Source organism: Streptomyces sp. NPDC030995 (genome assembly GCF_055571215.1).
Genome location: NZ_JBVIFS010000019.1, coordinates 125876 through 152438, shown reverse-complemented (window position 1 = coordinate 152438; position 26563 = coordinate 125876). Strand labels below are relative to the sequence as shown.

Sequence of the window (26563 nt, the reverse complement as noted above, 5' to 3'; positions counted from 1 at the left end):
CTTGCCACTGTCCGTCCCCCCCCCTCCCGGTGTTTTGGTGGCCCCCCCCCCCCCCCCCCCCCCCCCCCCCCCCCTCCGCCTTGCGATGCACGGCACCAGACAACGCGGGCTTGACCGGCAAGATCCGAAAGAGACGGCCTAGGGCCGAGCTCGTCCCCGTCCCCGTTCCCGTCCTCGTCCCCCTCCTCCTCGACCTCGACCACCCCGACCCGTCCGGTCGGCCACGGTCAGCGCTGGTACGTGCCGACCAGAGTGCCTACGGCCAGTTCCTTGCCCTTGACCGCGCGGTGCACGGTGTCGACGGCGGGCCGGTCGTGCAGGGTGAGCGGCTCGGACAGCGCGTACAGGCGGAAGAAGTAGCGGTGCGGTCCGTGCCCCGGCGGAGGCATCGGCCCACCCCAGCCCACGCGCCCGAAGTCATTGGGCCACGGCAGCCCGCCTCGTGGTTTCTGCCCCTCCTCGGCTCCGGTGGCCCCCGGATCGATGCCGGTGACCAGCCAGTGCAGGAAGGTCCCTCCCGGGGCATCCGGGTCCTCGCAGAGCAACACGAGCTCAGCGGTCCCCTCGGGCGCCGCCGACCAGGTCAGGGGCGGCGAGACGTTCTCGCCCTCACCGCTGTACCGGCGGGGGATCGCGGTGTGATCGTCGAACGCGGCGCTGCTGAGTTCAATTCCGGTCATGCGCGGCGCCCTACCCGCGGGCGGCGGCGCGGACACCAGCCCGCCGGGCAGAACACCCGATCAGCGGCGTCTTCCCGCCGAACGGGCGCCGATGATGGCAGTGTGCCGACAAGGATTCTGCTCGAAGGACGTCCGGGCGTGGGCAAGACGACCGCCATTCGCCGGCTGGCGGATCTGCTGCGCACGCGCGAGGCCGTGGGCTTCACCACGGAGGAAATCCGTCAGGGTGGCAGCCGGGTTGGTTTCGCCCTGGAGACACTGATGGGCGAGCGGGCGATGCTCGCCCACACCGGATTCCCGGGTCCGACGCGTGTCGGGCGGTACGGGGTCGACTTGAGCGTCATGGAACGGCTGGCGCTGCCGTCGCTCCAGCCGACGGCGGCGCCCGGGCGGCTCGTCCTGATCGACGAGCTCGGCCGGATGGAACTGGCTTGTGTCCCGTTCCGGGACGCGGTACGGGCACTGTTCGGCACTGCCGTGGACATCGTCGCCACGGTTCAGGCGCACCGAGACCCGTTCACCGACGCCCTCAAACAGCGCCCGGACGTCGAGGTCGTCCACCTCACCGCGGCCAACCGGGACAGCCTGCCCGAAGCACTGGCGGCCCGGCTGGAGGGCGGGCCCTCGTGAACCGTCCGCCTGAGCACCGGCTCCCCAGCCACCCGTGACCGGAGCCGGGACCCCTCCCGGATGCGTGTTCCGGCCCCGCCGAGGATCGTGGATCCTGGCTCTTCTGTCCGCGCTCTGCCAGAGCACGGCGGCCTCCGGGAGGTTCGATGCGCCGTGTACTCGCACTTGTGCTCTCGGGGCTGTTCGCGGCCATGACGGGCTGCTCCGGACAAGCCACGGTCACCACGGCACCGGCGAGCAGCACGCCGGTCCGGGGAGCGGCGATCGCCGTAGAGCCGCCGCCCACACCGTCCCGGCCCGCTGCCGCCGGGGTGGGGACCACCATCGACCTCACCGGCCTCAACGACGGCGAGAACCTCGCGGTCACCCTAGTGAAAGTCGTCGACCCGGCCCGCGCCAAGAACCCGTACTCCACCCCCGAGGCGGGAGCTCGGTACGTGGCGGCCCAGTTCCGGCTGAAGAACACCGGCACCGCTGTCTACCAGGACTCTCCGAGCAAGGGCGCGAAGGTCGTGGACACCCAGGGTCAGCAGTTCAACGCGGCATACGCGGAGACCAGCGCCGGCCCCGATTTCCCCGGCAGCATCACCGTCGCGCCCGGGGACACCGCACTGGGATTCATCAGCTTCGAAGTTCCCGCCACATCCGAGATCACCAAGGTGCAGTTCTCGATGAACAGCGGCTTCGCCCGGAACACCGGCCAGTGGAACGTGCCCTGACCCCGCCTGGCTTCCCACCCTTCGGCTCGGCTCACAGGTTCGCGAGCTTCCGCACCGCCCGCTCGGATGCCCAGCACGGCTCGGCGGCGAACAGGTCCAGCCCCCAGCAGCCTCCGAGGTCGAGCCCACCACGTGCATGCGGACACCCAGGGCCAGTCACTGCCTGTCTTCACCCTGGCACACCTGCTGGGCTTCGACCTCATGCCCAGGATCAGGAACTGGAAGGGCCTGACCTTCTACCGGCCCAGCAAGACCACCGAGTACGTGCACATCGACGCTCTGTTCGGCGAGGCGGGTAAGAACTCCATCGGCAACCAGGGCGTACTCGCCGACAACGACCCCGTCGAGCAGGAGAAGGCGATGAAGTTCAACTCTCTGCTCACGAATGCGGTGATCTTCCACAATGCCCTGGACATCTCCGAGATCGTCCGCCAGCTGCTGGAAGAGGGATGGGCGATCGATCCTGAGGACCTGGCCCATATCTCGCCGTACCTGACCGAGCACATCAAACGGTTCGGCGAGTACAGCACGCACGAACTCGGCATCGAACCCGACGCGTACGACCCGAAGCTCGACGTCGACTTCACCCTGCTGCGCGAGGGGGATCTGAACGTCGTCGGCTTGGACCAGGCCGCGTGATGCCGGGTGCGGCCACGATCGGTGAGGCGGCGAGCAGCCCCGTGCGCGCGGGCCGGTGTCTGTACCGCGCCGGTGCGCCCGCGGCGACGACGCGGGCGCCGAGTCGTCAGGCGGGCTGGACGGTGATTGTGCAGAGGCGCTTGGTGGCCCGGGTCAGGGCTACGTACAAGTCCCTTTCCCCGCCGGGGCGGGCCGTGATGATTTCCTCGGGGTTCATGACGACGACCCCGTCGAATTCCAGGCCGCGTGCTTCGGACGCCGGCACGATGCGTGCGTGGTGAGCGATGCCTTGGGCCGTCAGCTCGCTCACCCTGGTGTCCGCGCAGATCACTCCTAGAAGCTCGCCCGAGTGCGCGGTGCTCTGGGCGCGCAGTTCCTGAACGACGGCGGTGACCAACCCGTCCGGAGGTGTGGTCACGGTGCGAGGGCTCTCACCGCTTCGCAGTGACCGTGTGGGCTTCTGGTCCGGAGCGATCCGCGTGAGCAAGTCCCTGACGCTCTCCAGGATCTCCTGCGTGGTGCGGTAGCTGACGGTCAGGTTGTGCAGTTTGAACCGCGGTCCGACGTGGGGGCTCAGTGCTTCCTTCCAGTCGCGTGCTGTCGCGACCGGGCCTGCCTGGGCGAAGTCACCCACCAGCGTCATCGCCCTTGCCGGGCAGCGGCGGACGATCATCCGCCACTGCATGGCGGTCAGTTCCTGCGCCTCGTCGACGACGACGTGCCCGTACGTCCGCTCGGGGGGGCCGTCGACCAGGCTCGCCGCCTCGTCCAGCAACGGCACATCGGCATCGGTCCACGGGTCGTCCGGACCGCGCAGCAGAAGGGACCGCTCCTGCGCGGTCAGGCGGGGCAGGCGCTCGGCGAGAGCGCCGGCGTTCGTCAGGAGCGCCTTCACGAGGTCACCGGGTACCAGCTGCGGCCACAACACCTCGACCGCTCGCTCGACGTCGGCGTCGCCGAGGAGATCGGCTCGGATGGCGTCCAGGTCCAGCTCGTGGGCCGGCCCTGGATCGGGCGCACCTTCGACACGGCGCTGGGCGGCTCCCGTGAACCGGTCGAGGTTGAGGCCCGTCATCCTTTCGGCATCGGCGTCGATCTGCTCCAGGAGGTCGCCCATGTCCCGTTGCATCGCGTCGGTGACGGCGTCGGCCAAGAGCTCTTTGAACACCTGGCGCGCGGGGTTGTGCCCCAGTACGGCTGCCACGGCGGCGTCGCGTGCCGTGGCGACTTCCTCGCCGGAGAGGTGGACCAGCTCCTGTCCGACCCGCACGGTGAAGTCACCGGCGGGGGCTTGGTGGACGCGCAGCAGGCCGGCCAAGGCGTCGGCGAGGTCGGAGCTGCCCTTGAGACGCGCCGTATCGAACGGGTCCACCGTGTCCGTGGACACTCCGGCCAGTTCCCGGCAGGTCGCCAGAACGACGTCGTTCTCTCCGAGCGAGGGAAGGACCTGGGAGATGTAGTCGAGGAACCGGGCGTTCGGGCCCACCACCAGGACACCCTCCTCCGCGGCGCGCGGGAACGCGTACAGGACATAGGCCGCCCGGTGCAGGGCGACCACCGTCTTGCCGGTGCCGGGCCCGCCCTGCACCACGGTCACCCCGCGGTGGGCGGAGCGGACGATCTCGTCCTGCTCGGCCTGCAGCGTCGCGACGGCCGCGTGCATCCTGCCCGTACGCCGTGCCGACAGAGCCTCGGTCAACGGGCCGTCCCCCACGACGTCCTCGTCGGTCGGGGCGGTCCCGTCCAGCAGTTCGTCGCTCACCGAGATGACCGTGCGCTCCTGGAGGCGCAGGTGCCGGCGCCGCCGCAGGTCCATCGGGTGGACCGGTGTCGCCTCGTAGAAGGGCCGCGCCGCGTTCGCGCGCCAGTCCACGAGCAGAGGCAGGTCATCCTCCTCCGTATGCAGTCCGATCCGCCCGATGCGCAGAGCCGTGCCATCCGTCCAGTCGATGCGGCCGAAGACCAACCCCTTTTCGGCGCCCTCCAGCCGGCCGATTTCCTTGGCCAGACGCTCGGCGGCGATTTCTCTCTCGTATGCCTCACCGGCGCTTTCCGTCGGGGCCTTCAGCACATTCGCTCGGTGTACTTGCGCCTCGGAAAGCCGCTCGGTGAGCAACTCGTATAAGGAGGACACATAATCCCGCTCCGATTCAACCGCACGCACAGCGGGATCATTCATTTTCGACAACAGGGGGCTCCTTCGATTCGAGCCACACCATACGGTCAAAGTTCCCTAAAGATAAGTCTTGACTTACTTGGCAAGCCATGGCCTGGCCTACGACTGAATCCATGACGGCTGACCGTATGGCGCATCTTGCATTCCGCCGTTCCGTATATCGCTACTTGCGCTCCCGATGCCCGCGTGCCTTATGGCGAGCCCGCCCTTGGATGCCGGCGATGTTTTGCCGCGCTCGGGAAAAGGGGGAAGATCCGGCGAGGCGACCGGCGCCATCGAGCTCACTGCCAGGGGGCATCTGGTCGCTTCGTCTGGCGACCCGACCGAGGAGACGAGCACAGAATGGGTCAAGCCCTCGACCGGTCCACCACTGCCCGACCCGTGCCGACGGCCCCGTCTCAGGACCGCAGCACCACGCCGCCGTCGGTCGCGGCCGACCCAGAGAACGGATCGGTGAACTCTCACCCCGTTCGCCGCCGCGACGCCCGGCGGCAGGCCCGTCCGTGCCCGGACCATCCGACCCGCGCCGCCCAACCTGGATCCGCCGATCTTCGGCCTCCGCGTCTTTGATGTCGTCAAAGGAACGAATGACGACAGGCGCGGCGGGCCTCCAATGAACGGCCCCGGTTGTCTTCGAGGAGCAGGCCGGGACCTCCAGCGCGAACTGACCTACGACGGGCTGCGGGCCGCCGAGGCGAAGGGCAACAAGGGCGGGCGCCGCCCCGCCGTCGCGGACCTCCTGCCCGAGTACACGGCCGTCGATCCGGGCGCCCCGCCCCGGAACTGGCGGTCGCCGTCGACATGCCGGGCAAGGTCGCCGACTTCCTCCGCGCCGCCGAACTGGAGCCCGCCGAGCGCGCCACACTCGACCAGGGCATCACCGTACGACGCGGCCAGGGCTACACCCTGCGCGTCACCGCCGTCCTCGCGGTCCACCGGCGACTCCTCGACCTCTGCCAGGTCCTCGACGGCACCGCGGCGCTCCCGGCCCAGCGCAAGGCCCGCCGCGAGTACGAGAACCGCGTCAACGCACTCCCGGCTGCCAGCCTGCGTTGAGCTGACCGACCACCACACCCGCCAAGATCAAGAACTGGCGGCTTTTGGGCTTACCTCGGCGCTAGCCCTCGAGGACTTCACCGTCGATGCGACTTCGGGTTCCATCGCCGACGTCGCCTCTTCCGTGGTCACTGCCGTCGGCTGGCACTGACCCTCGACCTTCTACGGATGGTGCCGGCGTGCGACGCCCGTAGCAGGAGGGCGATCCAGCTGCGGTAGGGCTTCCACCTCTCGGCAATGCGGACCAGTGCCTCGGTGCCGGTCGTCCCGCTCTCAAGGGTGTACGCGTCGGCCATGGCGGCGTGCAGCCGGGGTTCGTGGCGGGGGAACACGTCGGGGTGTCCGGCGCCGCGTACAAGGATGAGCTCGGCAGAGAACGGGCCGATGCCCGGCAGTTCCCGCAGTGCGGCGAGGGCGTCCTCGGCCGGCAGCGCGCGCAGGCGGGCGGCGTCCAGTTCGCCGGCGGCTGCGGCTTCGGCCACGGCGTGCAGCCGCCGTGTCTTCACCTCGGTCAGGCCGGGAAAGCTCGTGATCGTCCGCAGGACCGCCGGTGCGGGGAAAGCGAACAGCTCTTGGCCCGCGACCTCGACGCGCTGTCCGTGCCGCCGGGCGAGCAGGGTTTTCACGGCGGCGGCGTGGCTCATACGGACCCGCTGGCCTACGATCGCCCACGCCGCGGCCTCGTAGGGCGAGTTGAAACAGACTGGCCGCAGGCCGGGGAACTCCCGCATCAACTCCGCGACCACCGGATCGGCAGAGCTCAGCTCGGGAAGGCGAGTGCCGTCCACGTCCAGCGAGAGGATACGCGCCACGTCGGCGGCGGCAGCCTTGTCGCGGGGGTCGCCGGGCGCCACGGGCGATGCCAGACCGGTGCCGTCGGCGTCGGCGGGGTGGAGCACGATCTCAGCCCGCACCGCGCCGGCCGCCCCCGCAGCCGCCGTCTCGTCCTGCCGCACCGCGGCGGTGACGGTGAAGCGGCCGTCGTCCGAGGGGAAGGCCAGCCGGAGGATGCCGTCCTGCCCGCCTCGGTAGGGGGCCGGGGTGAAGCCCTCGAGGAAACGCAGGCCGGCCGCGAGCGAGAACGGGCCCTGGGGGGTGAAGACGACGGCCGTCATGGTCAGCCTCCGTGCACGGTGAGCCGGTAGCCCTCGGGGCCGGTGAAGGTGAACATGGGGCCGAACGGGCCGTCTTGGAGCGGAGTGACGTCGACGCCGGCGCTCACGAGCTGCTCGTGCACCTGTGCGGCATTCGTGGTCCGCAGCCACAGGGCCACCCCGAGTCCGGGGCGCGTGTCGCCGTCCAGGTCGACACCCGGGAGCGGCTCGCGGACGGCGAACGGGATGGGGCTGCCGGCGAAGACCACCGCGCCGGGCGGTGAAGAGGGCGCACGGCGCATACCGAGGTGCCCTTCGAAGAAGGCCGCTGCGGCCTGCACGTCCTTCACCTGCAGAGCGACGAAGTCGGGGCCGTCGACGGTGGCGGGCATGGTTCCTCCCAGAACTTTGATGTCAACACTTTGACATCGAGACCGTAGGGCCACTGCTCGGGTATGTCAAAATGCTGACATGGAAGACCGTGCGCCGATCCCCCTGCCCCACCCCGCCCAAGACGTCACCGAGCACGTGGGTTACCGCCTCAAACGCGCCTCGGCGGCCCTGCGCGGTGCCATGGACAAGGCCCTGCGCGACCACGACCTCACCGTCCCGCAGTACTCCTGCCTCGAACTCCTCGACCAGAAGCCGGGCCTGTCCAATGCCGACCTGGCCCGCGGCACCTTCGTCACCAGGCAGTCCGCGAACGTCGTCCTGCGCGGCCTGAAAGAGGCCGGTCTCATCACCCGGCCCGCCACCACCGACCACGGCCGGGCCCTGCCCGTCCACCTCACCCCCGCCGGACAGGAGCGCCTGCACGCCGCCCGTGCCGCCGTCTACGCCATCGAAGTACGCATGATCAACGCCATCCCGGCCAAGCGCCTGGCAGCGCTCCTCGCGGACCTCGACACCATGACCGAGGCCCTCGGCGAGTGAGCAGACAGGGCAGGCGAGAGTCACCCCTGGGGGTTGTGTCGCGCACGCGCTCGGCGTCACTTCTGCACGTGGGCTCCCCGACTGCGACGACCCGGCCCCGCCTGTGGGTCCGGGCGCCCGGCGAGGCGCCCCCGCGGTTCGGCGCCCGGGGGCCGAGAGCGGTACCTGGCCAGCGGTGATCTCCGGCACCGAGGCGTACTTCGAGCGCGAGATGGGGCCGATCTCCCCCGTCCGGGCCGTGCCCGCGCCCCGCCTCTCCAGGGATCTGAAGTACGCCAGTTCACGGGGTCGCGAATGCGCCAGTTCAAAGGAACGGTGCATTCCCGTGCACGGAAAGTCTGTTCGAGAGCTGCCCGGTAGCTAAACAGCCTGTGCATTACGGATGCCTAGTTTGAGGCGTGATGAGGGCGCTGCCCGTCACGTTGTTACTGAGGAGTTGTCCGTGAGGTCGTATTCGCCGTACATCGCCGGACGCGATGTCGAGCCCAGCAAGTGGATCTACTGTCTGCGCGCCAGCGCGCTGCTGGACGACGCGTTCGGCGCGCTGTCACTCAAACGCGAACTGGACCGCGGCGCAGAGCCCGATCCCGACGACACTCGCATTGCCGGCCGGGTGGGGCTGTCCACCCTCGACCAGTCCGAGGCCGCCCTGAAGGCGGCCAAGGAGGCCCAGCGGGAGTGGGTCAAGGTTCCGTTCAAGGAGCGGCTCGCGTTCGGTGCGAGGTTCCACAGCGCGCTGCAGGACCGGGTGGACGAGTTCATCGACGTACTGGTCGCCGAAGGGCACCCCCGCCGGCTGGCCGAGTGGGAGGTCGCCGGGTGCATCACCGGGTCCAGCCCCGAGACGCTGGCGGCGAACGCGGAGATGATGGAGTTCTCGCAGCGCATCGGACAGCGCGAGGTGCGCCTGGTCCGCAAGGCGGACGGCGTGGTCTGCCTGAGCCCCCCGCAGAACGCCGCCGCGTCGAACTCGCTGCTGGGCATACCCGCGCTGATCGCCGGCAACTCCCTCGTCGTGAAGGCGCCGCGGAGCACCCCCCTGGGTGTCGCGTGGGCCTGGCGGGAGATCGCCGCGCCCCTGCTGGAGGAGATGGGCGCGCCGGCGGGGACGCTCAGCCTCGTGTGCGGTCCTCCGCGGCCGATCCTCGACCAGTGGCTGAACAGTCCGTACGTGGACGACATCATGTACTTCGGTGACAGCGTGCGCGGCGTCGAGCTGGGCAACGAGTGCAGCCGTCACGGCAAGAAGCCGATCCTGGAACTCGCGGGCAACGACGGCGTCCTGGTGTGGAAGGACGCCGAGCTCGACCTGGCCGCACGGGCGCTGAGCGAATGCTTCTACGGGTCGAGCCAGATCTGCATGGTGCCCAAGTACGTGCTGGTGCACCCCGACATCGCCGACGAGCTGAGCGCCCGTCTGGTGAAGCTCGTGGAGGAGCTGCGCCCCGGGCGCCCGGAGGCCCCCGACGCGGTCCTCTCGCCGGTGATGAAGACGGCGGACTTCTTCACCGTCCTGCAGGACTCCCTCGAAGCCGGCGCCACCCTGGTGCGAGGCGGCGAGCGGATGGACTACGACGGCACCATCAGCTCCTCGGGTGTCTTCGTCACGCCCACCGTCCTGCGCGTGGACGGTCTGGAGGCGGCCGAGCAGGTGCGCGCGGTGCGCGAGGAGACCTTCTTCCCCATGCTGCCGCTCGTGGTGCCGAGCCCGGCGTCGGACGCCGAGGTCCTCGCGGACGCCATCGCGTTCATCAACAACAACCCCTACGGCCTGCGCAACTCCCTCTGGGCCCAGGACCCGGGTGTGATCGAGGCGTTCTGCGACGAGGTCGGCAACGGCGGACTCCTCAAGATCAACGACAGCCACCTCGGCTTCGTGCCCTCCCTGCCCACCCACGGCGGCACGGGGCTGACCGGCGGAGTCTTCGGAGAGTGCAACTTCCCGATGCTGCGCACCAGCCACCTGCAGGGCATCAGCATCGCCACCGACGTCATGCCGCGCATCTCCGTCTTCGACAGCGCGCTGCCCCCGGGCCGCACCGCCACCCCCGCCCCGACGGCCGAAGGGGCCGCCCGATGAGCTGGCTGTCTTCCGAACGCGACACCCTGGAGAGGTTCCTGCCGGGCCTGGACAAGTCACTGGCCGCGCTGGCCATGACCGAGCTGGAGAAGGAGGGCAACCCGGGCCTCGCCCTGTTCAAGGACGCCGGCGGTACCGGACTGCTGGTCTCCGACGAACACGGCGGCCTGGGGGCGACCGCGCTGGAGGCGGTCCGCTGCACCCGCGCCATCGGGGTCCGGTCGCCGTCCCTCGCCGTGGCCACCACCATGCACAACTTCTCGGTGGCCTGCCTGGTCGCGCTGGCGCAGCACAGCGAGGGCTTCGAATGGATGCTCCTCGACGCGGTGGCCCGTGACCACCTGCTGATGTCCAGCGCCTTCGCCGAGGGCAACACCAACCAGGGCATCCTCGCGCCCACCATGACGGCCCGCCCCGACGGGACGAACTGGCGGATCAGCGGCACGAAGCGGCCCTGCAGCCTCTCCCGCTCGATGAACCTGATCACGGCGAGTGTCGCTCTGATGCAGCCCGACGGCAGCCAGCAACTCGGGATCGCCGTGATCCCCGCCGACTCGCCGGGGATCACGGTCCGCCCGTTCTGGCAGAGCACCGTGCTCACCGGGGCCGAGAGCGACGAGGTCGTCCTGGAGGACGTGTCCGTCTCGGAGGAGCTGATCGTCCGGCCGCAGCTGGATCCCGATACCAACCTGGACTACCTCCAGACGGTCGGTCTGGTGTGGTTCTCGCTGCTCGTCGGCGCGAGCTACCTGGGCGCGGCGAGCGCGCTGGCCGAGCGGCTGCTCGCCTCCGGCCGGGGCACTCCCGCCATACGGGCCGAGGTCCTCACCGAACTCGAGGGCGCCGCCATGGCGTTGGAGAACGTGGCATCGATCGTCGACGCCGGTCACGTCGGCAACGACACCCTCGCCAAGGCCCTCATCGCCCGCTACACCGTGCAGGGTGCCATCCGGCGCGCGGTGGACACCTCGGTGGAGGTGCTGGGCGGCATGGCCTTCATCACCGCGCCGGAGGTGTCGTACCTGGCGGCGGCGTGCCACGCGGTGCAGTTCCACCCCCCGGCCAAGCACTCGATCGCGGCGGCGCTCGAAGCCCACTTCACCGGTGAAGCCCTCCGGGTCCAGTGACCCCGGCGGCCCCCGCCGCACCGCCGCGTGCGGGGGCCCGCCACCGACACACACTTCCGTACCGATCCAAGGAAGAAGACCTGCATGACCACTTCGGACACACACCCCGATGCCGCCGTCGCAGCCCTCGACGCGGCGGCCGACACGCTGAGCGCCTTCCGGCGGCACCTGAGCAGTGGCCGGGCTTCGCTGGGCGAGATGTTCGGCGGGCACCTGGAGGCGCGTTCACACGGCACCCTCCTGCACACCCGTGGCGGCATCGACTACCTCAACTGCGCGGGCTACGGGGTGTTCATCCTCGGTGCCACCCACCCGCACGTCACCGAGGCCGTCATCGAGCAGGTCCGCACCCACCCGGTGTCCTCCCGGATCCTGCTGGAGCCGCTCGCCGCCGAGGCTGCCCAGGCCCTCGTCGACGTCTGCCCGCCGGGACTGACCAAGGTGCACTTCGTCGGTTCGGGCACCGAGGCCACCGAGACCGCGATCAAGCTGGCCCGCGCCCACGGCAAGCGACGCCTGATCACCACGGTCAACGGCTACCACGGCAAGACCATGGGCGCCCTCAGCGTCACGGCGCGCGGCATCTACCAGGACACCTTCCGGCCGCTGCTGCCCGAGGTCGAGCAGGTCCCGTACGGGGACGCCGCCGCGCTGGAGCAGGTCCTCAAGGACGGCCCCGAGTCCTGCTTCATCCTCGAACCGGTGCAGGGCGAGGGCGGAGTCATCATTCCGCCCGTCGGCTACCTCACCGAGGTGCAGCGCCTCTGCCGCGCCTACGGAACCTTCCTCGTCGTCGACGAGATCCTCACCGGCATAGGCCGCCTGGGCCGCTGGTGGGGTGTGAACGCCGAAGGCATCGAACCCGACGTGATGCTGGTGGGCAAGGGACTCTCCGGTGGCGTCATTCCGGTGGCTGCCGCCGTGGCCACGGAGAAGGCGTACAAGCCCTTCGACAAGGACCCCTTCCTGCACACGTCGACCTTCGCCGCCGCACCGGTGGCCATGGCCGCCGCGAAGGCCGCCATCGAAGCGGTGACCTTCGAGGACGCCGTCGGCAAGGCCGCGAAGATCGGCACCCTCCTACGGGAAGCCATCGCGGCCAGCGCCCAGCGCCACTGCCCGCACCTGATCCGCGAGGTCCGCGGAGAAGGCCTGCTGATCGGCATCGAAGCCCACGACGCGGGCCTCGCGGGCGAGCTGGTGCTCGACCTCCTCGACGCCCGCGTGCTGGTCAACCACTCGCTGAACAACTCCACCGTGCTGCGCCTCACCCCGCCGGCACTGATCACCGACGCCGAAACGGACCAGCTCCTCACCGCCGTGGACGATTCGTTCGCCGCGCTGGGCCGCCGCTTCCCGTCCGCCGACCGATAAGGAACCCAGGCAATGCAGACCGTCACCATCGACGCGCTCATCCATGGCCGCACCGCGACGGACGTGTTCGACACCGTCAGCGACTTCGCCCGCTATCCCGCCCTTGTCGAAGCGGTCCGGCTGGTCCGGGTGGACCCGCCGACCGCCGACGGCGCCCTGCCCAGCTACTGGGAGGTGTACTTCCGCAACGGCATCCTGCGCTGGAGCGAGTCGGACCGGTTCGACCGGGAGAACCTGACCATCGTCTTCGAGCAGACCGAGGGCGACTTCGACGTCTTCCAGGGGGAATGGCGGCTCGCCGCGGACGGAGCGGACACCACCCTGTCGTTCCGCTCGGAGTTCGACTTCGGTGTGCCCAGCCTGGCCAGCATCATCGACCCGGTCGCCATCCGTGTCCTCACCGAGAACATGGAGCGCATCCTCCTCGGCCTCTTCGACGAGAAGGTCACCTTCCGCCACGCCTCGTCCACGCTGGACCGCTCGGCTCGGGTCCCGGCGGCGCCGTCAGGCTCCTAACCGACTGACCTGCTGACCTGCTGACCTGCTGACCGGCTGACCGACCGGCTGGTTGTCCGACCGGCCGAGGTCATCAAGACGGCGTGGGCGCCACGCGGCGAGACGGCTCAACCCCCGAAGTCGTCGATGCCCCCCGCGTGGCCGCCCACGCTTCACCCCGATCACGCCTCGGTTTGCTCCACCCTGTCACGCGCGGCCGACAGACCCTGGACCCCCTCTCCCGGATCCGCCACGCAGGCGCCGCTCGCCCGGAAGGGCTCGGCGAGCTGGGCGAGATAGCCCACCGGGTAGTCGGGCTTGTCCGCCATTCCGAGGTCCGCGCTCGTGAACCGCCGGGCCGGATCGAAGGAGTACGTGCCCAACATCCGGTCCCAGATGAGCGTGAACAGGCCGAAGTTGACGTCACCCACCCCCGCCCACTTCAGGTGGTGGAAGCGGTGCCCTTCGTTCAGCGCCAGCACCCCTCGCAGCGGTCCCACGCGGTAGTCGGCGTTGGAGTGCTGCATGAGCAACTGGACGGCGGCCGCGAGGGAGAGCCCGGCGGCGACATCGACCGGGAGCCCGATGACCAGGAGGGGAGCCACGCCGACGGCCAGCTCCACACTCTGGTGCAGGGGATGTTTCATCAGTCCGTTGAAACCGTAGAACCGGCCCACGGAGTGGTGGACCGCGTGGAACCGCCACAGGATTCCCACCTTGTGGCTGGCGAAGTGCACCAGGGTGGTGCCCGCATCCGCCACCAGGATCGCGAAGAGCACCTGGAGGGCGAAGGGCCACCCGTGCGGCCACACGTCGGCGACGGTGACGAAGGCGGCCAGCAGCGGGATGGTCGTCACACTGCCGAGGACCAGGGTCTCGTTGACCACCGCGTGCGCGGCGTCACGGCCGCCGTCCCCGGCAGGCTCGTTCCACTCCGGGAGGTACGGCACGAGGCGCTCGGCCGTGAAGGACGCGGCGATCGCCACCGCGAGGAGTGCGAGCAGCCACAGCCTGGAGGCGCCCGCGGCCAGAAGAGCGATGCCCGCCCCGTTGATTCCCAGCAGCAGGAAGGGGGCGTAGATGTAGCGTACGAAGTCGTTGCCCATGTCCATCAGCGTGCGCCGCGCCGGCTCGACCGGCTTGGACGGATCCGCCGCGCTCTCGGACGGCGGGCCCCCTGTCAGAGCCCGCTGACAGGCCCTCGCCCCGGCCGCCGACCGTACCCACTGTGGGCCAACCGCGTGGTGATCCCCGACTTCGGCCTTTCCCGCGCGAGCCCGCGTCCGTTCTTCCGTCCTCCTTACGAGAACCTCGGAGTCGCATCACGGGCTGATCCCCGTCCGGCCGGCGGTCAGCCGCGTTCCGTCCTGCGCGCCGCCCCCGGACCGGGCAGCGCCTCCGATGAAGGTGGTCACCATGACGTCCCGACGCGAGACCCACAACGTGAGCGACACCGTCTTCCGCGCCGTCTACGACTCCCCCGCCTCATTGCCGGGCCGCCACCGATGGGTGACCCGCGAGGACGACGTGCGCAAGGTCGAGGAGCTGCTGGGGATGGAGGCCGGCACGATCGGCGCGCCGCTCTGGGTCAGCGGGGACACCCGGGAGTGTTCGGCATGCGGCAGGGAGCCCAGCTGGCTCGACATCGTCTCCTCGGCACTCGGCGAGGTGCACGAGCGCAAGATGATCGCCGAAGTGATCCTGGGTGATCGCAAGTACGTCAACGTCGAGGCCCCCGAAGCCATCGCCGGGCTGCGCTGTCACGGCTGCAGCACCCCGATCGAGGACCTGCGCAGTTTCAAATGCCACAACTGGGCCTACGCCTTCGGTGACCTGCAGCGGGTCCTCGACAAAATCGCCTGACGGTGGGCACGGTGCTGTGAGGCCGGGCCTTGGAAATCCCCGGCCTCACAGCACGCGCGCGGACCTACGTCCTCAGCGGCACAGGGCCGTGTCCACGACGCTGTCGAGATGCCTCGTGCCGGCCCCGTCGGTCGGAATGCTGGTCACTGCGACGTTGGCGGCGCGGCCGTCGTCGGTCACTCCGCCCCGGGTCTCGTATCCCGTGATGTCACCACCGTGACCCCAGTAGTCACCGCCGCACGACAGTGGCCTGCTCATGAGCCCCAGTCCGTAGCCGGCGCCGGTGTCCCCGATGGGGACGGTGGTACGCATCTGGGCGAGCTGGGCCGCCGGGAGGAGACGGCCGGCCAGGAGCGCGGTGAAGAACCGGTTGACGTCCGAGTTGGTGGAGATCATCTGACCTGCCGCCCAGCCCGCGGAGGGGTCGATTTCCGTGACGTCGCGCAGGGGTGCGCCTGCGGCATCCCTCCGGTAGCCCTTGGGATGCGGCTCCCGGATGGTCACGTCACCGGGGGCGGGGAAGTAGGTGTGGCGCAGCCCTATGCGCTTGATGACGCGCTGGTCGATCTCCTCGGCGAGGGTCCGCCCGGTGACCTTCTGGACGATCAGGCCGGCCACCACGTAGTTCGTGTTGCTGTACCCCCATTTCTCCCCGGGGGCGAAGTCGGCCTTGTGCTGGAAAGCGAGGTCCAGGAGCTCGCGGGGTTCGAAGTACCGGTGCCGAACCATGTCCTCCTCGACGTACTTCTCGTAGTCGGGAAGCCCGCTCGTGTGCTGGAGGAGCTCACGGACGGTGATGTGGTTTCCGTCGATGCCCTCCCCGCGGACGACGCCCGGAAGATAGGTGTCGACCATGGTGTCGAGGCCGACCTTCCCTTCAGCGACCAGTTGCAGCACGACCACCGCGGTGAACGTCTTGGTGGTGCTGCCGATCCGCACCTGCCCGTCCTTGGGCACCTTCGAGCCGGTGGCCACGTCGCCCACCCCTGCGGTGTACGTGCGGGTGCGGCCCTCGCCGTCCTTGACGCTCGCCAGCGCGGCGGGCAGGCCGTCGGTGTCCACCAGCGCGTTCAGGCCCTGCTGGACGGTGTCCGGCCTCGCGGCGGCGAACGCCGCGGGCGGCGCCAGGGCGCCCATCGCCATGACACCGACGGCCACGGCGACCGCGGCCGACATGAGTCTGCGCCGGCCGATCCGCTGCCGCCCGAGGGAACCCGACCTCTGCCATGCTTGCTCACGCACGAGCCAACTCCTGTGAAATCGTTGGGAAATCAGCGGTATGTACGGGTCCAGGTTGTCCTGATACGGCCGCCCGGGACGATCCTGCTACCGCCCATCTCCAGGTAGGGCTAACCCCCTGCGCGGGGTGGGCCTCACGCGCGCGGCTCGAAGCGCCAGGCCGCGAGCGCCGCCTGGTCGCGCCGGCGTAGCGCGGTGTTGAGGTCACCGAGCGGGCGGATCACGTCGCGGTAGCCGTCGAGCCCGAGCGCGAAGAAGAAGTCGATCACCACGCGGCCGCCGGGCTCGACCGCGAGCGTGCTCACCGAGGCGCCGGGCAGGAACGTCTGCTGGGGCGCGGCCGGAAAGCCGGTGCGGGCGAGCGCCGCCAGCAGTGCGTGGATCCGCGCGGGATCGACCCGGCCGCGCGCGCCGCGGACCTCGCCCCTGACCCACTGCTGGTAGCCGAGCGTGCCGTCGGTCGTCAGGGTCAGGACCTGCCGGCCCCACGGCGCGTCGGCCGCGGTCGGGTGGCCCTGCTCGAAGGTGATCGTACGCACCGCAGGCACCCGCATCGCGGCGAGCGGGGCGTCGTCGGGGCGGTCGTGGCCGTCGTGGCCGTCGTCGTCGGCCTCGTAGGTCACGTCGCTGCGGCCGTCGGGCTGGTGGGTGACCACCTGGCGCAGCTCGTCGCCGTGCCAGGTGTAGACGTCGCGCGAGGTCGGGGCGTCGGTGCCGTCGAAGTGGTCCTCGACCTGGGGCCGGCCGTCGGGATCCGTCTCGGTGCGGGCACGCGCGGTCAGGGTGCCGTCGGCGCGGTGCCGGTCACGCTCGATCACCCGGCCGGTCGCGGTCCGAGTCGTGCGCACCACCTCGTACGGGACCGCGCCGTAGCGCGTGGCGTGCCCGGTCGGCTCGACGCCTTCGTAGATCACCTCGCGGATCGCGCCTGCGTGGAACCGCTCGACGATCGCCCCGATCCCGGTGTCGATCCGCCGCACGTGGTGGGGCCGGCGGGCGGCGTCGGCGGCGGTGAGCTCGTCGTCGGGCTCGCAGCTCTGGTGGGCGAAGTAGCGGGTGCTCATATCCTTGACGTACTCCCCGCCCTAAAGGACGGGGATTCCTACCACGGTCGGCTGACCGTCTCGGTGGCTTCCTGCTTCAACGCGCTGCGCCGGGACTTTCGTCCTGGTCTTACCTGCGCTCCGCGAGGCGTTTAGCCTGTCCGCCCGTCCGGCGGCCAGGATGTTGCGTGCGGCGTTGACGTCGCGATCGTGGACGGTCCCGCACTCCTGACAGGTCCACTCACGGACCGACAGGGGCTTGGGACCGTCCTTGACGCCACAGGCCGAGCAGACCTGAGACGTCGGCTCGAACCGGCCGATCCTTCCGAAGTACCGGCCATGCTTAGCGGCCTTGTACTCCAGCATCCCGACGAACTGCGACCAGCCAGCATCGTGTACGGACTTCGCCAGACGAGTGCGGGCCAATCCCTTGACTGCGAGGTTCTCCACGTAGACCGCTTGGTTGTCGCGGATCAGATCGGTGGAGAGCTTATGCAGCCAGTCGCGCCGCCGGTCCGCCACGCGGGCGTGCTGGCGTGCGACCTTGGCCCGCGTCTTGGCGCGGTTGTTGCTTCCCCTGGCCTTTCGGCTCAAGGTCTTCTGCATCTTTTTGAGCTTCTTCTCAGCTCGGCGCAGGAAGCGGGGGCTATCGACCTTGGTCCCGTCGGCGAGCACCGCGAAGTGCCCGAGGCCGAGGTCGATGCCGGTCTCGGTGTCCAGCTCGGGCAGCACGTCGGGGTTGGTATCCACGACGAAGCTCATGAAGTACCGGCCCGAGGAGTCCTTGACCAGGGTCATGGAGGTCGGTGCGGCCGGGAGCGTTCGGGACCACTTCACCTTGACGTTGCCGACCTTGGCGACGTACACGGTCCCGTTGTCCGGGAGGGAGAAGGCGTTGGCGTTGAAGCGGATGGACTGCCGGGTGTCCTTCTTCGACTTGAACCGGGGTGCGCCCATCTTGGGGCGCTTGCCCTTGAGCCCGTCGAAGAAGTTCTTGTAGGCGGTGTCCAGGTCACGAAGCGACTGCTGGAGGATCACCGACGAGACGTCGGCGAGCCAGGCCCGTTCCTCGGTCTGCTTGGCCTGGGTGATGTGCAGTTTCGACAGTTCCGCCGACTGCACGAACGGCAGGCCGGCCGTGTACGCCTCCCTGCGGGCGCGCAGGCAGTCGTTCCACACCACGCGGGCGCACCCGAACGCCTGGGCCAGCGCACGGCGCTGGGGGACGTCCGGGTACACCCGGTAGGAGTAGCGAAGCTGCATAGTCGTGATCATAGTTGCGGTTGGTCTCATGCCTACAACTGACGAGTTCCGCCGTGGCAGACACGTGGTTTCAGCGATGCACGTGCACTTGGGCTTCGTGACGAAGTACCAGCGCGGGGTGTTCAACGACGAGATGCTGACGCGGCTCGAAGAGATCATGCGCAAGGTATGCGAGGACTTCGAGTCCGAGCTGAAGGAGTTCAATGGCGAACGCGATCACGTCCACCTCCTGGTGCACTTCCCGCCCAAAGTCGCCGTCTCCAAGCTGGTCAACAGCCTCAAGGGCGTCTCGGCCCGATTGATCCGACAGGAGTTCACCGGCCACATCAACCAAGCGATCACGCACGGACACCTGTGGTCGCCGTCCTACTTCGCAGCCTCGTGCGGCGGCGCACCGCTGGCGATCATTCACCAGTACATCGAGCAGCAGAAACGTCCGCTGTGACCTGCGGGTCAGAGCAATCCCGAGATGCATTCATCCCCGGCCTGAAAGCCGGGGCATTCTGCAAGATTCCCGGTAAAGCATCTGGTGAGACGCGACGGTGATCAAGGCTGCCGCGTGGACGGCACAATGATCCGGTGGGCGCCCCGATCAATGTCTTCAGGCTCTTCGACTACCAGCCGTGCCAGCACGGGCTGCTGGTGCGCGTGCTCCGGCCCGCCGCCTCGAACGCTGACCAAGGGGCGTTGGACGGCGCCGACTCCGTCGCCGATTCGGCGACGGAGCGCCTTCGCGCTTCGTGGGAGCGGGGGCACTTGCAGCTCGAATGTCCGCACCCGCACACGTCGAGCCTGGTCGCCGAGATGCAGTACGAACCCGTCGGGGAGGACCTCTTCGGCCCTGGTCGCCGGCAGTTCGGCGTATGGGTGGCGGGCACGAGGTACGGCGCACCGTGGATGGTCCTCGGGACCGCACCGACCGAAGCGGAGTTCTGGCGAGAGGTCCAGGAGGACCCTGACCTCCTCGCCCTCGGCCCCCAGGCGCCCGCCGAACTGCGCCACGTCCATTTCCTCACCGACGAGGACGGCCCATCAAGCCGGCAGTCCTGACGGAGAGCCGGCGGTCCGCCTGACCGGTGCGCGGCGCCCTGCCCTTCTGACCGCACGGCACCGCGAGGCACCGCGCGGCACCGCACATCTATCCATGACCTGTCACATGTGAAATATTACCTGCGCTGCGGCACACCGCCGGGCTCAACTCACGGAAAGGCAAGCCACGTTGCGCAGACTCGCTGCGGTGGGAGCGGCGATATCCCTCGCCGCCCTCACCCTCCTCTCCACCCCCGCGCTCGCCGCCACCCCGCCTCCCGCTCCGCCCCTCGGCGGGCCGCAGGCCGAACACGCCGCCGCCCCGCCGCCCGCTCCGCTGGAACTCCAGCGCCAGTCCCTGCGCCGCCAGGCCCTCGAAAGCGTCGCGGCAGGCGGCGGCGCCGGCCTGCGCGCTGAGGCGGACGGCACCCTCCCCCGTACCGCGAAGATCGACGAGCGGTACGTCGAACTCGCCCAGGAACGCAAGGACAAGGTCTTCGTCATCCTGGCCGAGTTCGGCGACCAGACGGACCCGCGCTTCGGCGGCACTCCCGGCCCCCTGCACAACACCATCGGCAGGCCCGCCCGGGACGACAACCACACCCTCTGGCGCAAGGACTTCGGACGGGACTTCTACCAGCGGCAGTTCTTCTCCACGGATCCCGGATCGGCGTCCATGCGCGCCTACTACCGGCTCCAGTCGTCCGGCCGCTACGACATGGACGGCACCGTCTCCGACTGGGTCAAGCTCCCCTTCAACGAGGCCCGTTACGGCACCGACAACTGCACCGAGCCGGGCCAGTGCCGCACCAACTGGGACATGATCCGCGATGCCACCGCCGCTTGGTACGACTCCGAGCGCGCGAAGGGCCGTACGCCCGAGCAGATCAAGGCGCAGCTCGCCGAATACGACGTGTGGGACCGTTACGACGCCGACCACGACGGGAACTTCGACGAGCCGGACGGCTACCTCGACCACCTGGTCGTGGTGCACGCGGGCAAGGACCAGACCTGGGGTGGCGGCGCCCAGGGCAAGGACGCGGTCTGGGCGCACCGCTGGTTCGCGTACTGGAACCAGGCCGGCAGCGCGGGCCCGGAGGGCAACAAGGCCGGAGGCACGCCGGTCGGCGACACCGGCATCTGGGCCGGCGACTACCTCACGGGCGGCGAGAACAGCGGAGCCGGGCTGTTCTCCCACGAATTCGGCCACGACCTGGGCCTGCCCGACCTGTACAGCTCCGACGGGGACAACAGCGTCAACTTCTGGTCCCTCATGTCTTCGGCGTCCTACCTCGGCAAGGGCCCGAACACGACGGGCGAGTTCCCCGGCGACCTCGACCCGTGGAGCAAGCTCCAGCTCGGCTGGCTGGAGTACACGGAGGCCGACGCGGGCCGCAAGACACGCGCGGTGCTGGGCGTTTCCGGCTACAACACCGAGGACCCACAGGCCCTGCTGGTGCACCTGCCGCCCTCGGTGACCCGTACCGAGCTGACCGACCCGTACGAGGGCGCCAGCCAGTGGTGGAGCGGCACCGGCGACTTCATGGACAACACCCTCGGCCGTACGGTCGACCTCACGGGGGCCGGCTCCGCCCGGCTGAACGCCCGCGTCTGGTACGACATCGAGCAGGACTTCGACTTCCTGACGGTGGAGGCGTCCACGGACGGCGGCACGAACTGGGCGCCGCTGCCGGGCACCGTCGACGGGGCCGCCATCCCGGAGAAGGGGGTCTCCGGCACCTCGTCCGGCTGGCGGGAACTGGGCGTCCCCCTGGACCGGTTCGCCGGGCGGAGCGTCCAGCTGCGGCTGCGCGTGACCTCGGACAGCAACACCCACGGCAAGGGCGTCACCTTCGACGACATCCGGATCACGGCGGACGGCGGCCGGGAGCTGCTGCGCGACGGCGCGGAACAGGGCGCGAACGGCTGGACGGCACACAAGTGGTCGCGCACGGAGGGCCGGACGGGCATCGCGGAGCACCCGCGCGCGTATTTCGCGGAGAACCGCCGCTACACGGGCTACGGCAGCCTGCTGAAGTCCGGCCCGTACAACTTCGGCTTCAGCGGGGACAAGGTGGAGTTCTACCCGTACCAGCAGGGCGTGCTGATCTGGCTCTGGAACACCGAGTACAGCGACAACACCACCAAGGCCCACCCGGGCGGCGGTCTGCTGCTGCCGGTCGACGCCCGTCCGGAGCCGCTGCGGTTCGCGGACGGCGTCCTGCTGAACGCTCGGGCCCAGACCTTCGACGCGCCGTTCTCCCTCCGGGCGAGTGACCGGATCGTGCTGCACAAGGCGGGCTCCCCGGTGGTGATCCCGTCGCGGCCGGGCGTCGCGGTGTTCGATGACCGCCACGGCTCGTACTGGAACGCCGAGCTGCCTCAGCTCGGGGTCCGGGTCCCGGACACCGGAACGCGGATCACGGTGGAGAAGGAAGCCTCGGGCGGCGCCCGCACCACCCTCCAGGTCAGCCCCTCCCCCTGACGGACCCAGACCGTTGCGAACGGCTCCGGCCGTTCGCAACGGTCTCTTCCCGGCTGTCGGCCCGCCGTGGGAGCGGACGCGGCGCAGCCGGGGCCGTGGGTCTGTGACTCCGCCCACCCTCCCTTGACCTGCGAAGGAAGGGTTGCCTAATTTCGATGCCATGGCCCCCGACGCCCCCGCCCCTTCCCCCGACGCCTCCGGCGCGCCCGCGCTGGTCGACTTCGCGGTCGACCTCACCTCGCAGGAGGTGCTCCGCCGCGCCCAGGTGATGGCGGCGCTCGGCCCGGACTGGGATCCGATCGACGTGCTGCTCGGCGAGGAGGCCGCTTACGACCTGCTGTACTCCGGACTCGACGCGGGGCAGCAGCGCCTCTACGACGATCTGGTCGCGGCCGGTGTGCTGCCCGCGCGGGGAGACGGCCGTGCTGCCGATTGACCCGCAGGCCGACCCCGGGCGCCGTGCCTGGGTGGCCTGCCCGAAGTGCGCGGACGCGCGCGGCTGCGAGCCCTGCGAGCAGCGGCGTACCTGTTCCACCCACTGGCGCTACCTGCTCACCAACACCGGCAGTCTGCTCCACCTCCAGTGCCCCGCGTGCACCCACGTCTGGGTGCACGAGACCGGTTTCGGCGCCACCCGCTCCCTGTGGGACCGCGTCCTGGGTGCTCTGCCCGGTTCCTGAAGCGTGCCGGGCCCGTGTGCCGCCTCGGCCCCGCCGCAGGCCTGCCTCCGTGCGGTGCGCTCCCCCGGCCGGCCGGCGGTCAGGCGACGACGCGACCGCGCAGGATGATGCGGCTGGGGTGGGCCAGGGCGGAGGGGTCGAGCGTCGGGCCGGTGTCATAGGCGACGAGGTCGGCGGGCGCCCCGTCGACCAGGCCGGGCAGACCGAGCCAGGAACGGGCCGCCCATGATGCTGCGCCCACAGCCGCTTCGGCCGACAGACCGGCGCGGACCAGCCATGCGACCTCCGAGGCGACGGTGCCGCACGGGAAGCTGTCGGTGCCGGCCAGCACGGTGACGCCGGCCTCGTGCGCGGCCCTGACGTTGGGCAGCATCCCTCCCATCCGGCCAGCCACCAGTCCCTGCCGGCACTCGGCTCCGCGGCGCGCCGTCGGTCCGCCCGGCGCCGAAGACGCCGAGCGTCGGAACGAGCGCCGTGCCTTGAGCGGCCATCCGGTCGATGAGGCCGGGGTCCAGGTGCATGCCGCGCTCCAGGCTGTCGACACCGGCCAGAACGGCGTTCCGGCTGCCGTCAGCCGTCTGGCAGTGCGCCGCCACCCGGCCGCCGATCGCATGCACGGCCTGTACGACAGCGCCGAGGATCTCCGGCGGCAGTGCCGGTTCATCGTGTTTCCAGTCGGCGATGACCTTGCACCAGCCCGAGGAGGCCTGGGCTTCCTCGACGGCGGCGCGTACGAGGTCGGCCTCGCTCACGTCCCGGCCGAAGCCGGGGAAGAACCGGCCGGGGGTGGCCAGCCAGCGTCCGGCCGAGCGGACCCGCGGCATGTCCGGGTCCTCGTCCACCCAGTCCGGGATGCGAGCGGCCGATCCGGGGGTGCGCACCAGGAGCACCCCGGCGTCGCGGTGATCGGTCAGGTGTCCACGGAGCACCTCGTCGCGGAACGGCTGCATGCCAGCGGTTGGCGGCTTCGCCCAGGGTGCGCCCGGCGCCCTCGGCCACGAAGGTCCACATGGCCGCGTCGAAGTGGAAGGCCGGGTCCACCTCACGGAGGAACCAGGCGCGCAGCGTCTGGCTGCAGCGCTGCCCCGGGGGCAGGACGGTGTCGGCCGTCAGCGGCTCGGTGAGTTGGCGGCCGACCGCGCGGCGGGGTGCGGGTGGCGGGGAGACGTGCCGTCGAGGACGGCTGCGAGCGTGAGCAGACCCGTACCGATCATCTGCGGGAGATCGTCGAGTAATGGGCCTGGCCGTCGGCGAACTGCGCGGAGCCGGCCGCGAGGTGGACGCCGAGATCCTGGCGCACATCTCGCCGGCCCGCAGCACGGTGGTGAACCACTACGGCTCGATCACCGTCGACTACGAGCACGAACTGGCCCAGCTCGACGAGCGGGGACACCGGCCGCTGCGGACCGTGGCCATGGACGATCCCGGAGCCGGGCTGTAGTAGCAGTAGCCCTCGGCGCCGCCTCCATGCGGGCGGCGCCGAGCCCGATCGGCGGTGAATCGCCCCACTGTGACTGCGGCAGCGCAGGGCAGCGGGGCGGGTCAGGAGGGGTGGGAGCGGACGGTCGCCCAGACCGCCGCCGGGTATGTCGTGTCTTCGCTACGGGCAGCTGGTGACGGTGTCGCCGGGGCCGGGGCCGGGGGCGCAGGTGTCGCTTCCGGGCCCGCCGTTGAGGGTGTCGGCGCCGTTGCCGCCACTGAGGATGTCGTTGCCGGGCTCGCCGTTGAGGGTGTCGTTGCCGTTGCCGCCACTGAGGGTGTCGTTGCCGGGCCCGCCGTTGAGGGTGTCGGCGCCGTCGCCACCGCTGACCGAGTCGTTGCCGGAACCGCTGAAGACGGTGTCGTTGCCGTTGCCCGCGCTGATGCTGTCGTTGCCGCCGAATGAGCAGATCACGTCGTTGCCGGCAGTGCCGACGAGGCTGTTGGCGGCGCTGGTGCCGAGGATCGTGCAGCCGTGGGCGTTGTTCACGGTGGTGTTCGCGGTGTCGGTGTTGTTGGCCGGCACGGGGTCGGATTCCGTGGCGCTGACCGTGGCGGTGTCGGAGATGGAGCCGGTGGCCGTGGGTTCGACGACGACGGTCACCGTGGCGCTGGTGCTGGGGGCGAGGGTGCCCAGGGTGCAGGTGGCGCTGGTGGATGTGGTGGTGCAGGTGCCCTGGCTGGGCGTGGCCGACACCAGGGTCGCGCCGGCTCCGCTGACGGTGTCGGCCAGCGTGACGCCGGTGGCCGACAGGGTGGTGCTGGTGTTGGTCACCGTCACGGTGTAGGAGGCTTGATCGCCCAGGCTGACGGTCGCCGGCCCGGTCTTGGTGACGGCCACGTCCACGCCGACAGGGGCAGCGCCATCCTCGTACCGGGCCAGCCCGAAGTCAGTGCCCGCCTGGCCGGCGGCGACGATCTTGCCGTCGGTCTGCAGCGCCACCCCCCGAGCATTGTCGAATGTGCCGAAGTCGGTGGTCACCGTGCCGTCGGTGTCGAACGTGGTGTCCAGGCTGCCGTCGGTGTTGTAGCGGGCCAGCGCGAAGTCGCCCGGCCCGCCGGCGGCGACGATCTTGCCGTCGGCCTGCAGCGCCACCCCGTTGGCCTGGCCGGCGAAGGCGGTGGTGACCTTGCCGTCGGTGTCGAAGGTGGTGTCCAGGCTGCCGTTGGTGTTGTAGCGGGCCAGCGAGAAGGCGGTCGACCCGCCGGCGGCGACGATCTTGCCGTCGGTCTGCAGCGCCACCCCGAAAGCCCTCTCGGTGCCGCCGAAGTCGGTGGTGACCTTGCCGTCGGTGTCGAAGGAGGTGTCCAGGGTGCCGTTGGTGTTGTAGCGGGCGAGCGCGAAGTCGAGGTTGCCGGCCGACTCTCCCTCCCCGGCGGCGACGATCTTGCCGTCGGCCTGCACCGTCACCCCGTGAGCCTGGTCGAAGCCGAGGGCGAAGTCGGTGGTGACCTTCCCGTCGGTGTCGAAGGTGGTGTCCAGGCTGCCGTCGGTGTTGTAGCGGGCCAGCGCGAAGTCGGTGTCGGTGGCGCCGCCCGTGTCCGTTCCGCCGGCGGCGACGATCTTGCCGTCGGCCTGCAGCGCCACCCCGAGAGCCTCGTCGCCGGCGAAGAAGCCGGTGATCACCTTGCCGTCGGTGTCGAAGGTGGTGTCCAGGCTGCCGTCGGTGTTGTAGCGGGCCAGCCCGAAGTCGAAGCCCGCCCCGCCGGCGACGACGATCTTGCCGTCGGCCTGCAGCGCCACCCCGTTGGCCCGGTCGTTGCCGCCGGCGAAGTCGGTGGTCACCTTGCCGTCGGTGTCGAAGGTGGTGTCCAGGCTGCCGTCGATGTTGTAGCGGGCCAGCACGAAGTCGCCCGCCCCGCCGGCGCCGACGGCGACGATCTTGCCGTCGGCCTGCAGCGCCATACCTCTGGCTACGTCGTTGCCGCCGGCGAAGTCGGTGGTCACCGTGCCGCCGGTGCCGAAGGTGGGATCCAGGTCGCCCGGCGCCGCCAGCGCGACCCCGGGACAGCACAATACGAGCGCCGCGCCCATGGCCGCTGCCGCCCCGACCCGGCTGTTCCTCGACCACTGCCCGCCTGTGGCACGTCTCGTACGTCGTCTGAACGCGAAGAGCAGATCAGGAAGAAACGTGGACATGGCCATTCAAGCTGCCTTTCGTCTTCGTGCCGCCACTCGCGCCACCGCATCCAGCGGTCATCGCAGCGACGCCACTTCTCGCGGGTACCTCGTGCACTCGCTCGTTGGCAGATCCCAGTAGGACGGCACACCGACCCGGGACGCTCACAACCACAGCTATTCCTCGCCACCCTGATGACGCTTCATGGGTTCGGCCAAGCGATGTCCAGCAGCGCCTGATCAGCCCAGTCATGACCTATTGCCCGACGGGCCGTCGGCGATCACCGAGACGGCCAGGCCCGCGCGCAGGACCGAGCAGGGATCATGAGGACTGGTGGGACGCCGCACAGTCGCGGCGGT

The 26563-nt window shown here is 70.1% G+C and carries 27 protein-coding genes and 1 pseudogene; 17 read left to right on the top strand and 11 right to left on the bottom strand.

Translation table 11 applies throughout. The features are described 5' to 3' along the window. Positions 1–227: 227 nt before the first annotated feature. Positions 228–680, bottom strand: coding sequence for a YbhB/YbcL family Raf kinase inhibitor-like protein (locus ACZ45T_RS26235; RefSeq protein ID WP_468445322.1), 453 nt, complete (start codon positions 678–680; stop codon positions 228–230). Positions 681–818: 138 nt separating this feature from the next. On the opposite strand from ACZ45T_RS26235, the gene ACZ45T_RS26230 reads away from it, so the two are divergent. The 3 genes from ACZ45T_RS26230 (at position 819) to ACZ45T_RS26220 (ending at position 2668) form a co-directional block, all read left to right on the top strand. Beyond that, positions 819–1310: a nucleoside-triphosphatase gene (locus ACZ45T_RS26230; RefSeq protein ID WP_468445320.1), complete on the top strand. Its 492-nt coding sequence runs from the start codon at positions 819–821 to the stop codon at positions 1308–1310. A 146-nt stretch (positions 1311–1456) separates the two neighbouring features. Continuing rightward, positions 1457–2029, top strand: a complete 573-nt coding sequence (locus ACZ45T_RS26225; protein ID WP_468445318.1) for a DUF4352 domain-containing protein — start codon at positions 1457–1459, stop codon at positions 2027–2029. Between the two features lie 132 nt (positions 2030–2161). Continuing rightward, positions 2162–2668 (top strand): Tn3 family transposase, encoded by a 507-nt coding sequence (locus tag ACZ45T_RS26220; protein ID WP_468445316.1) that lies wholly within the window; start codon positions 2162–2164, stop codon positions 2666–2668. Between the two features lie 106 nt (positions 2669–2774). On the opposite strand, the gene ACZ45T_RS26215 is transcribed toward ACZ45T_RS26220, so the two are convergent. After that, complete coding sequence (locus ACZ45T_RS26215; RefSeq protein ID WP_468445332.1) at positions 2775–4847, bottom strand: HelD family protein; 2073 nt, start codon at positions 4845–4847, stop codon at positions 2775–2777. Positions 4848–5645: 798 nt separating this feature from the next. Between ACZ45T_RS26215 and ACZ45T_RS26210 the strand changes: the two genes are divergently transcribed. Continuing rightward, entirely contained in the window at positions 5646–5900 is a 255-nt protein-coding gene (locus tag ACZ45T_RS26210) for a hypothetical protein (RefSeq protein WP_468445314.1), read from the top strand. A gap of 128 nt (positions 5901–6028) precedes the next feature. Here the strand turns inward: ACZ45T_RS26210 and ACZ45T_RS26205 are convergent, their stop codons facing one another. Together ACZ45T_RS26205 and ACZ45T_RS26200 are read right to left on the bottom strand one after the other, a co-directional pair. Beyond that, the gene (locus ACZ45T_RS26205; protein WP_468445312.1) at positions 6029–7015 is read right to left on the bottom strand and encodes a DNA-3-methyladenine glycosylase family protein; all 987 of its coding nucleotides are present in this window, start codon (positions 7013–7015) and stop codon (positions 6029–6031) included. Between the two features lie 2 nt (positions 7016–7017). Continuing rightward, a complete protein-coding gene (locus ACZ45T_RS26200) occupies positions 7018–7386 on the bottom strand; it encodes a VOC family protein (RefSeq protein ID WP_468445310.1) in 369 nt (122 codons plus the stop codon). 79 nt (positions 7387–7465) lie between these two features. On the opposite strand from ACZ45T_RS26200, the gene ACZ45T_RS26195 reads away from it, so the two are divergent. The 5 genes from ACZ45T_RS26195 to ACZ45T_RS26175 all read left to right on the top strand — a co-directional run bounded on the left by ACZ45T_RS26195 (position 7466) and on the right by ACZ45T_RS26175 (position 13024). Further along, positions 7466–7927, top strand: a complete 462-nt coding sequence (locus tag ACZ45T_RS26195; RefSeq protein WP_468445309.1) for a MarR family winged helix-turn-helix transcriptional regulator — start codon at positions 7466–7468, stop codon at positions 7925–7927. 442 nt (positions 7928–8369) lie between these two features. Then, a complete protein-coding gene (locus ACZ45T_RS26190; RefSeq protein WP_468445307.1) occupies positions 8370–10007 on the top strand; it encodes an aldehyde dehydrogenase family protein in 1638 nt (545 codons plus the stop codon). Next, a complete protein-coding gene (locus ACZ45T_RS26185; protein ID WP_468445305.1) occupies positions 10004–11134 on the top strand; it encodes an acyl-CoA dehydrogenase in 1131 nt (376 codons plus the stop codon). Before ACZ45T_RS26190 ends, ACZ45T_RS26185 begins: the two co-directional genes overlap by 4 nt. An 84-nt stretch (positions 11135–11218) precedes the next feature. Continuing rightward, positions 11219–12508: an aspartate aminotransferase family protein gene (locus ACZ45T_RS26180; RefSeq protein ID WP_468445303.1), complete on the top strand. Its 1290-nt coding sequence runs from the start codon at positions 11219–11221 to the stop codon at positions 12506–12508. Positions 12509–12520: 12 nt separating this feature from the next. Further along, positions 12521–13024 carry an SRPBCC family protein gene (locus tag ACZ45T_RS26175; protein WP_468445301.1) on the top strand — a complete coding sequence of 168 codons (504 nt, stop codon included), beginning with the start codon at positions 12521–12523 and terminating at the stop codon, positions 13022–13024. Between the two features lie 161 nt (positions 13025–13185). On the opposite strand, the gene ACZ45T_RS26170 is transcribed toward ACZ45T_RS26175, so the two are convergent. Beyond that, positions 13186–14109, bottom strand: a complete 924-nt coding sequence (locus ACZ45T_RS26170; protein ID WP_468445299.1) for a sterol desaturase family protein — start codon at positions 14107–14109, stop codon at positions 13186–13188. Positions 14110–14419: 310 nt separating this feature from the next. Between ACZ45T_RS26170 and ACZ45T_RS26165 the strand changes: the two genes are divergently transcribed. Next, positions 14420–14866 (top strand): hypothetical protein, encoded by a 447-nt coding sequence (locus ACZ45T_RS26165; protein ID WP_468445297.1) that lies wholly within the window; start codon positions 14420–14422, stop codon positions 14864–14866. A gap of 72 nt (positions 14867–14938) precedes the next feature. Here the strand turns inward: ACZ45T_RS26165 and ACZ45T_RS26160 are convergent, their stop codons facing one another. The 3 genes from ACZ45T_RS26160 to ACZ45T_RS26150 all read right to left on the bottom strand — a co-directional run bounded on the left by ACZ45T_RS26160 (position 14939) and on the right by ACZ45T_RS26150 (position 18411). Then, positions 14939–16042 (bottom strand): serine hydrolase domain-containing protein, encoded by a 1104-nt coding sequence (locus ACZ45T_RS26160; protein WP_468445330.1) that lies wholly within the window; start codon positions 16040–16042, stop codon positions 14939–14941. A 197-nt stretch (positions 16043–16239) separates the two neighbouring features. After that, positions 16240–17169: a hypothetical protein gene (locus tag ACZ45T_RS26155; protein WP_468445295.1), complete on the bottom strand. Its 930-nt coding sequence runs from the start codon at positions 17167–17169 to the stop codon at positions 16240–16242. A gap of 21 nt (positions 17170–17190) precedes the next feature. Then, complete coding sequence (locus ACZ45T_RS26150; RefSeq protein WP_468445293.1) at positions 17191–18411, bottom strand: RNA-guided endonuclease InsQ/TnpB family protein; 1221 nt, start codon at positions 18409–18411, stop codon at positions 17191–17193. Between the two features lie 28 nt (positions 18412–18439). Between ACZ45T_RS26150 and tnpA the strand changes: the two genes are divergently transcribed. From tnpA to ACZ45T_RS26125, 5 genes are all read left to right on the top strand, one after another. After that, positions 18440–18856, top strand: coding sequence for an IS200/IS605 family transposase (tnpA, locus tag ACZ45T_RS26145; RefSeq protein WP_468445291.1), 417 nt, complete (start codon positions 18440–18442; stop codon positions 18854–18856). Positions 18857–18990: 134 nt separating this feature from the next. After that, entirely contained in the window at positions 18991–19461 is a 471-nt protein-coding gene (locus ACZ45T_RS26140) for a hypothetical protein (RefSeq protein WP_468445289.1), read from the top strand. 187 nt (positions 19462–19648) lie between these two features. After that, on the top strand, positions 19649–21925 hold the full coding sequence (locus ACZ45T_RS26135) for an immune inhibitor A domain-containing protein (RefSeq protein WP_468445287.1): 2277 nt from the start codon (positions 19649–19651) through the stop codon (positions 21923–21925). 160 nt (positions 21926–22085) lie between these two features. Beyond that, positions 22086–22361 (top strand): DUF6400 family protein, encoded by a 276-nt coding sequence (locus tag ACZ45T_RS26130; RefSeq protein WP_468445285.1) that lies wholly within the window; start codon positions 22086–22088, stop codon positions 22359–22361. After that, a complete protein-coding gene (locus tag ACZ45T_RS26125) occupies positions 22348–22605 on the top strand; it encodes a hypothetical protein (RefSeq protein ID WP_468445283.1) in 258 nt (85 codons plus the stop codon). The genes ACZ45T_RS26130 and ACZ45T_RS26125 overlap by 14 nt, the downstream gene beginning before the upstream one ends. A 79-nt stretch (positions 22606–22684) precedes the next feature. Here the strand turns inward: ACZ45T_RS26125 and ACZ45T_RS26120 are convergent, their stop codons facing one another. Continuing rightward, a complete protein-coding gene (locus ACZ45T_RS26120; protein ID WP_468445281.1) occupies positions 22685–22978 on the bottom strand; it encodes an amidohydrolase family protein in 294 nt (97 codons plus the stop codon). A 308-nt stretch (positions 22979–23286) separates the two neighbouring features. Between ACZ45T_RS26120 and ACZ45T_RS26115 the strand changes: the two genes are divergently transcribed. Further along, positions 23287–23511: a hypothetical protein gene (locus ACZ45T_RS26115; RefSeq protein WP_468445336.1), complete on the top strand. Its 225-nt coding sequence runs from the start codon at positions 23287–23289 to the stop codon at positions 23509–23511. Between the two features lie 99 nt (positions 23512–23610). Here ACZ45T_RS26115 and ACZ45T_RS26110 read toward each other — a convergent pair. Continuing rightward, positions 23611–23907, bottom strand: a pseudogene (locus tag ACZ45T_RS26110) (hypothetical protein); the annotation flags it as partial. Between ACZ45T_RS26110 and ACZ45T_RS26105 the strand changes: the two are divergent. Continuing rightward, positions 23840–24046 (top strand): hypothetical protein, encoded by a 207-nt coding sequence (locus tag ACZ45T_RS26105; protein WP_468445334.1) that lies wholly within the window; start codon positions 23840–23842, stop codon positions 24044–24046. The pseudogene ACZ45T_RS26110 and the gene ACZ45T_RS26105 overlap by 68 nt on opposite strands. Positions 24047–24205: 159 nt before the next feature. Here the strand turns inward: ACZ45T_RS26105 and ACZ45T_RS26100 are convergent, their stop codons facing one another. After that, complete coding sequence (locus ACZ45T_RS26100) at positions 24206–26224, bottom strand: calcium-binding protein (RefSeq protein WP_468445279.1); 2019 nt, start codon at positions 26222–26224, stop codon at positions 24206–24208. Positions 26225–26563: the final 339 nt, after the last annotated feature.

Excerpts from the sequence above, each read along its gene's own strand:
- ACZ45T_RS26130 (WP_468445285.1), top strand. The coding sequence starts at position 22,086 with ATGGCCCCCGACGCCCCCGCCCCTTCCCCCGACGCCTCCGGCGCGCCC.
- ACZ45T_RS26155 (WP_468445295.1), bottom strand. The coding sequence starts at position 17,169 with ATGAGCACCCGCTACTTCGCCCACCAGAGCTGCGAGCCCGACGACGAG.
- ACZ45T_RS26105 (WP_468445334.1), top strand. The coding sequence starts at position 23,840 with ATGGGCCTGGCCGTCGGCGAACTGCGCGGAGCCGGCCGCGAGGTGGAC.
- ACZ45T_RS26180 (WP_468445303.1), top strand. The coding sequence starts at position 11,219 with ATGACCACTTCGGACACACACCCCGATGCCGCCGTCGCAGCCCTCGAC.
- ACZ45T_RS26185 (WP_468445305.1), top strand. The coding sequence starts at position 10,004 with ATGAGCTGGCTGTCTTCCGAACGCGACACCCTGGAGAGGTTCCTGCCG.
- tnpA (WP_468445291.1), top strand. The coding sequence starts at position 18,440 with ATGCCTACAACTGACGAGTTCCGCCGTGGCAGACACGTGGTTTCAGCG.
- ACZ45T_RS26215 (WP_468445332.1), bottom strand. The coding sequence starts at position 4,847 with ATGAATGATCCCGCTGTGCGTGCGGTTGAATCGGAGCGGGATTATGTG.
- ACZ45T_RS26100 (WP_468445279.1), bottom strand. The coding sequence starts at position 26,224 with ATGTCCACGTTTCTTCCTGATCTGCTCTTCGCGTTCAGACGACGTACG.
- ACZ45T_RS26175 (WP_468445301.1), top strand. The coding sequence starts at position 12,521 with ATGCAGACCGTCACCATCGACGCGCTCATCCATGGCCGCACCGCGACG.
- ACZ45T_RS26165 (WP_468445297.1), top strand. The coding sequence starts at position 14,420 with ATGACGTCCCGACGCGAGACCCACAACGTGAGCGACACCGTCTTCCGC.
- ACZ45T_RS26205 (WP_468445312.1), bottom strand. The coding sequence starts at position 7,015 with ATGACGGCCGTCGTCTTCACCCCCCAGGGCCCGTTCTCGCTCGCGGCC.
- ACZ45T_RS26235 (WP_468445322.1), bottom strand. The coding sequence starts at position 680 with ATGACCGGAATTGAACTCAGCAGCGCCGCGTTCGACGATCACACCGCG.
- ACZ45T_RS26150 (WP_468445293.1), bottom strand. The coding sequence starts at position 18,411 with ATGCAGCTTCGCTACTCCTACCGGGTGTACCCGGACGTCCCCCAGCGC.
- ACZ45T_RS26195 (WP_468445309.1), top strand. The coding sequence starts at position 7,466 with ATGGAAGACCGTGCGCCGATCCCCCTGCCCCACCCCGCCCAAGACGTC.
- ACZ45T_RS26210 (WP_468445314.1), top strand. The coding sequence starts at position 5,646 with ATGCCGGGCAAGGTCGCCGACTTCCTCCGCGCCGCCGAACTGGAGCCC.
- ACZ45T_RS26200 (WP_468445310.1), bottom strand. The coding sequence starts at position 7,386 with ATGCCCGCCACCGTCGACGGCCCCGACTTCGTCGCTCTGCAGGTGAAG.
- ACZ45T_RS26120 (WP_468445281.1), bottom strand. The coding sequence starts at position 22,978 with ATGCTGCCCAACGTCAGGGCCGCGCACGAGGCCGGCGTCACCGTGCTG.
- ACZ45T_RS26115 (WP_468445336.1), top strand. The coding sequence starts at position 23,287 with ATGACCTTGCACCAGCCCGAGGAGGCCTGGGCTTCCTCGACGGCGGCG.
- ACZ45T_RS26225 (WP_468445318.1), top strand. The coding sequence starts at position 1,457 with ATGCGCCGTGTACTCGCACTTGTGCTCTCGGGGCTGTTCGCGGCCATG.
- ACZ45T_RS26160 (WP_468445330.1), bottom strand. The coding sequence starts at position 16,042 with ATGTCGGCCGCGGTCGCCGTGGCCGTCGGTGTCATGGCGATGGGCGCC.
- ACZ45T_RS26170 (WP_468445299.1), bottom strand. The coding sequence starts at position 14,109 with ATGGGCAACGACTTCGTACGCTACATCTACGCCCCCTTCCTGCTGCTG.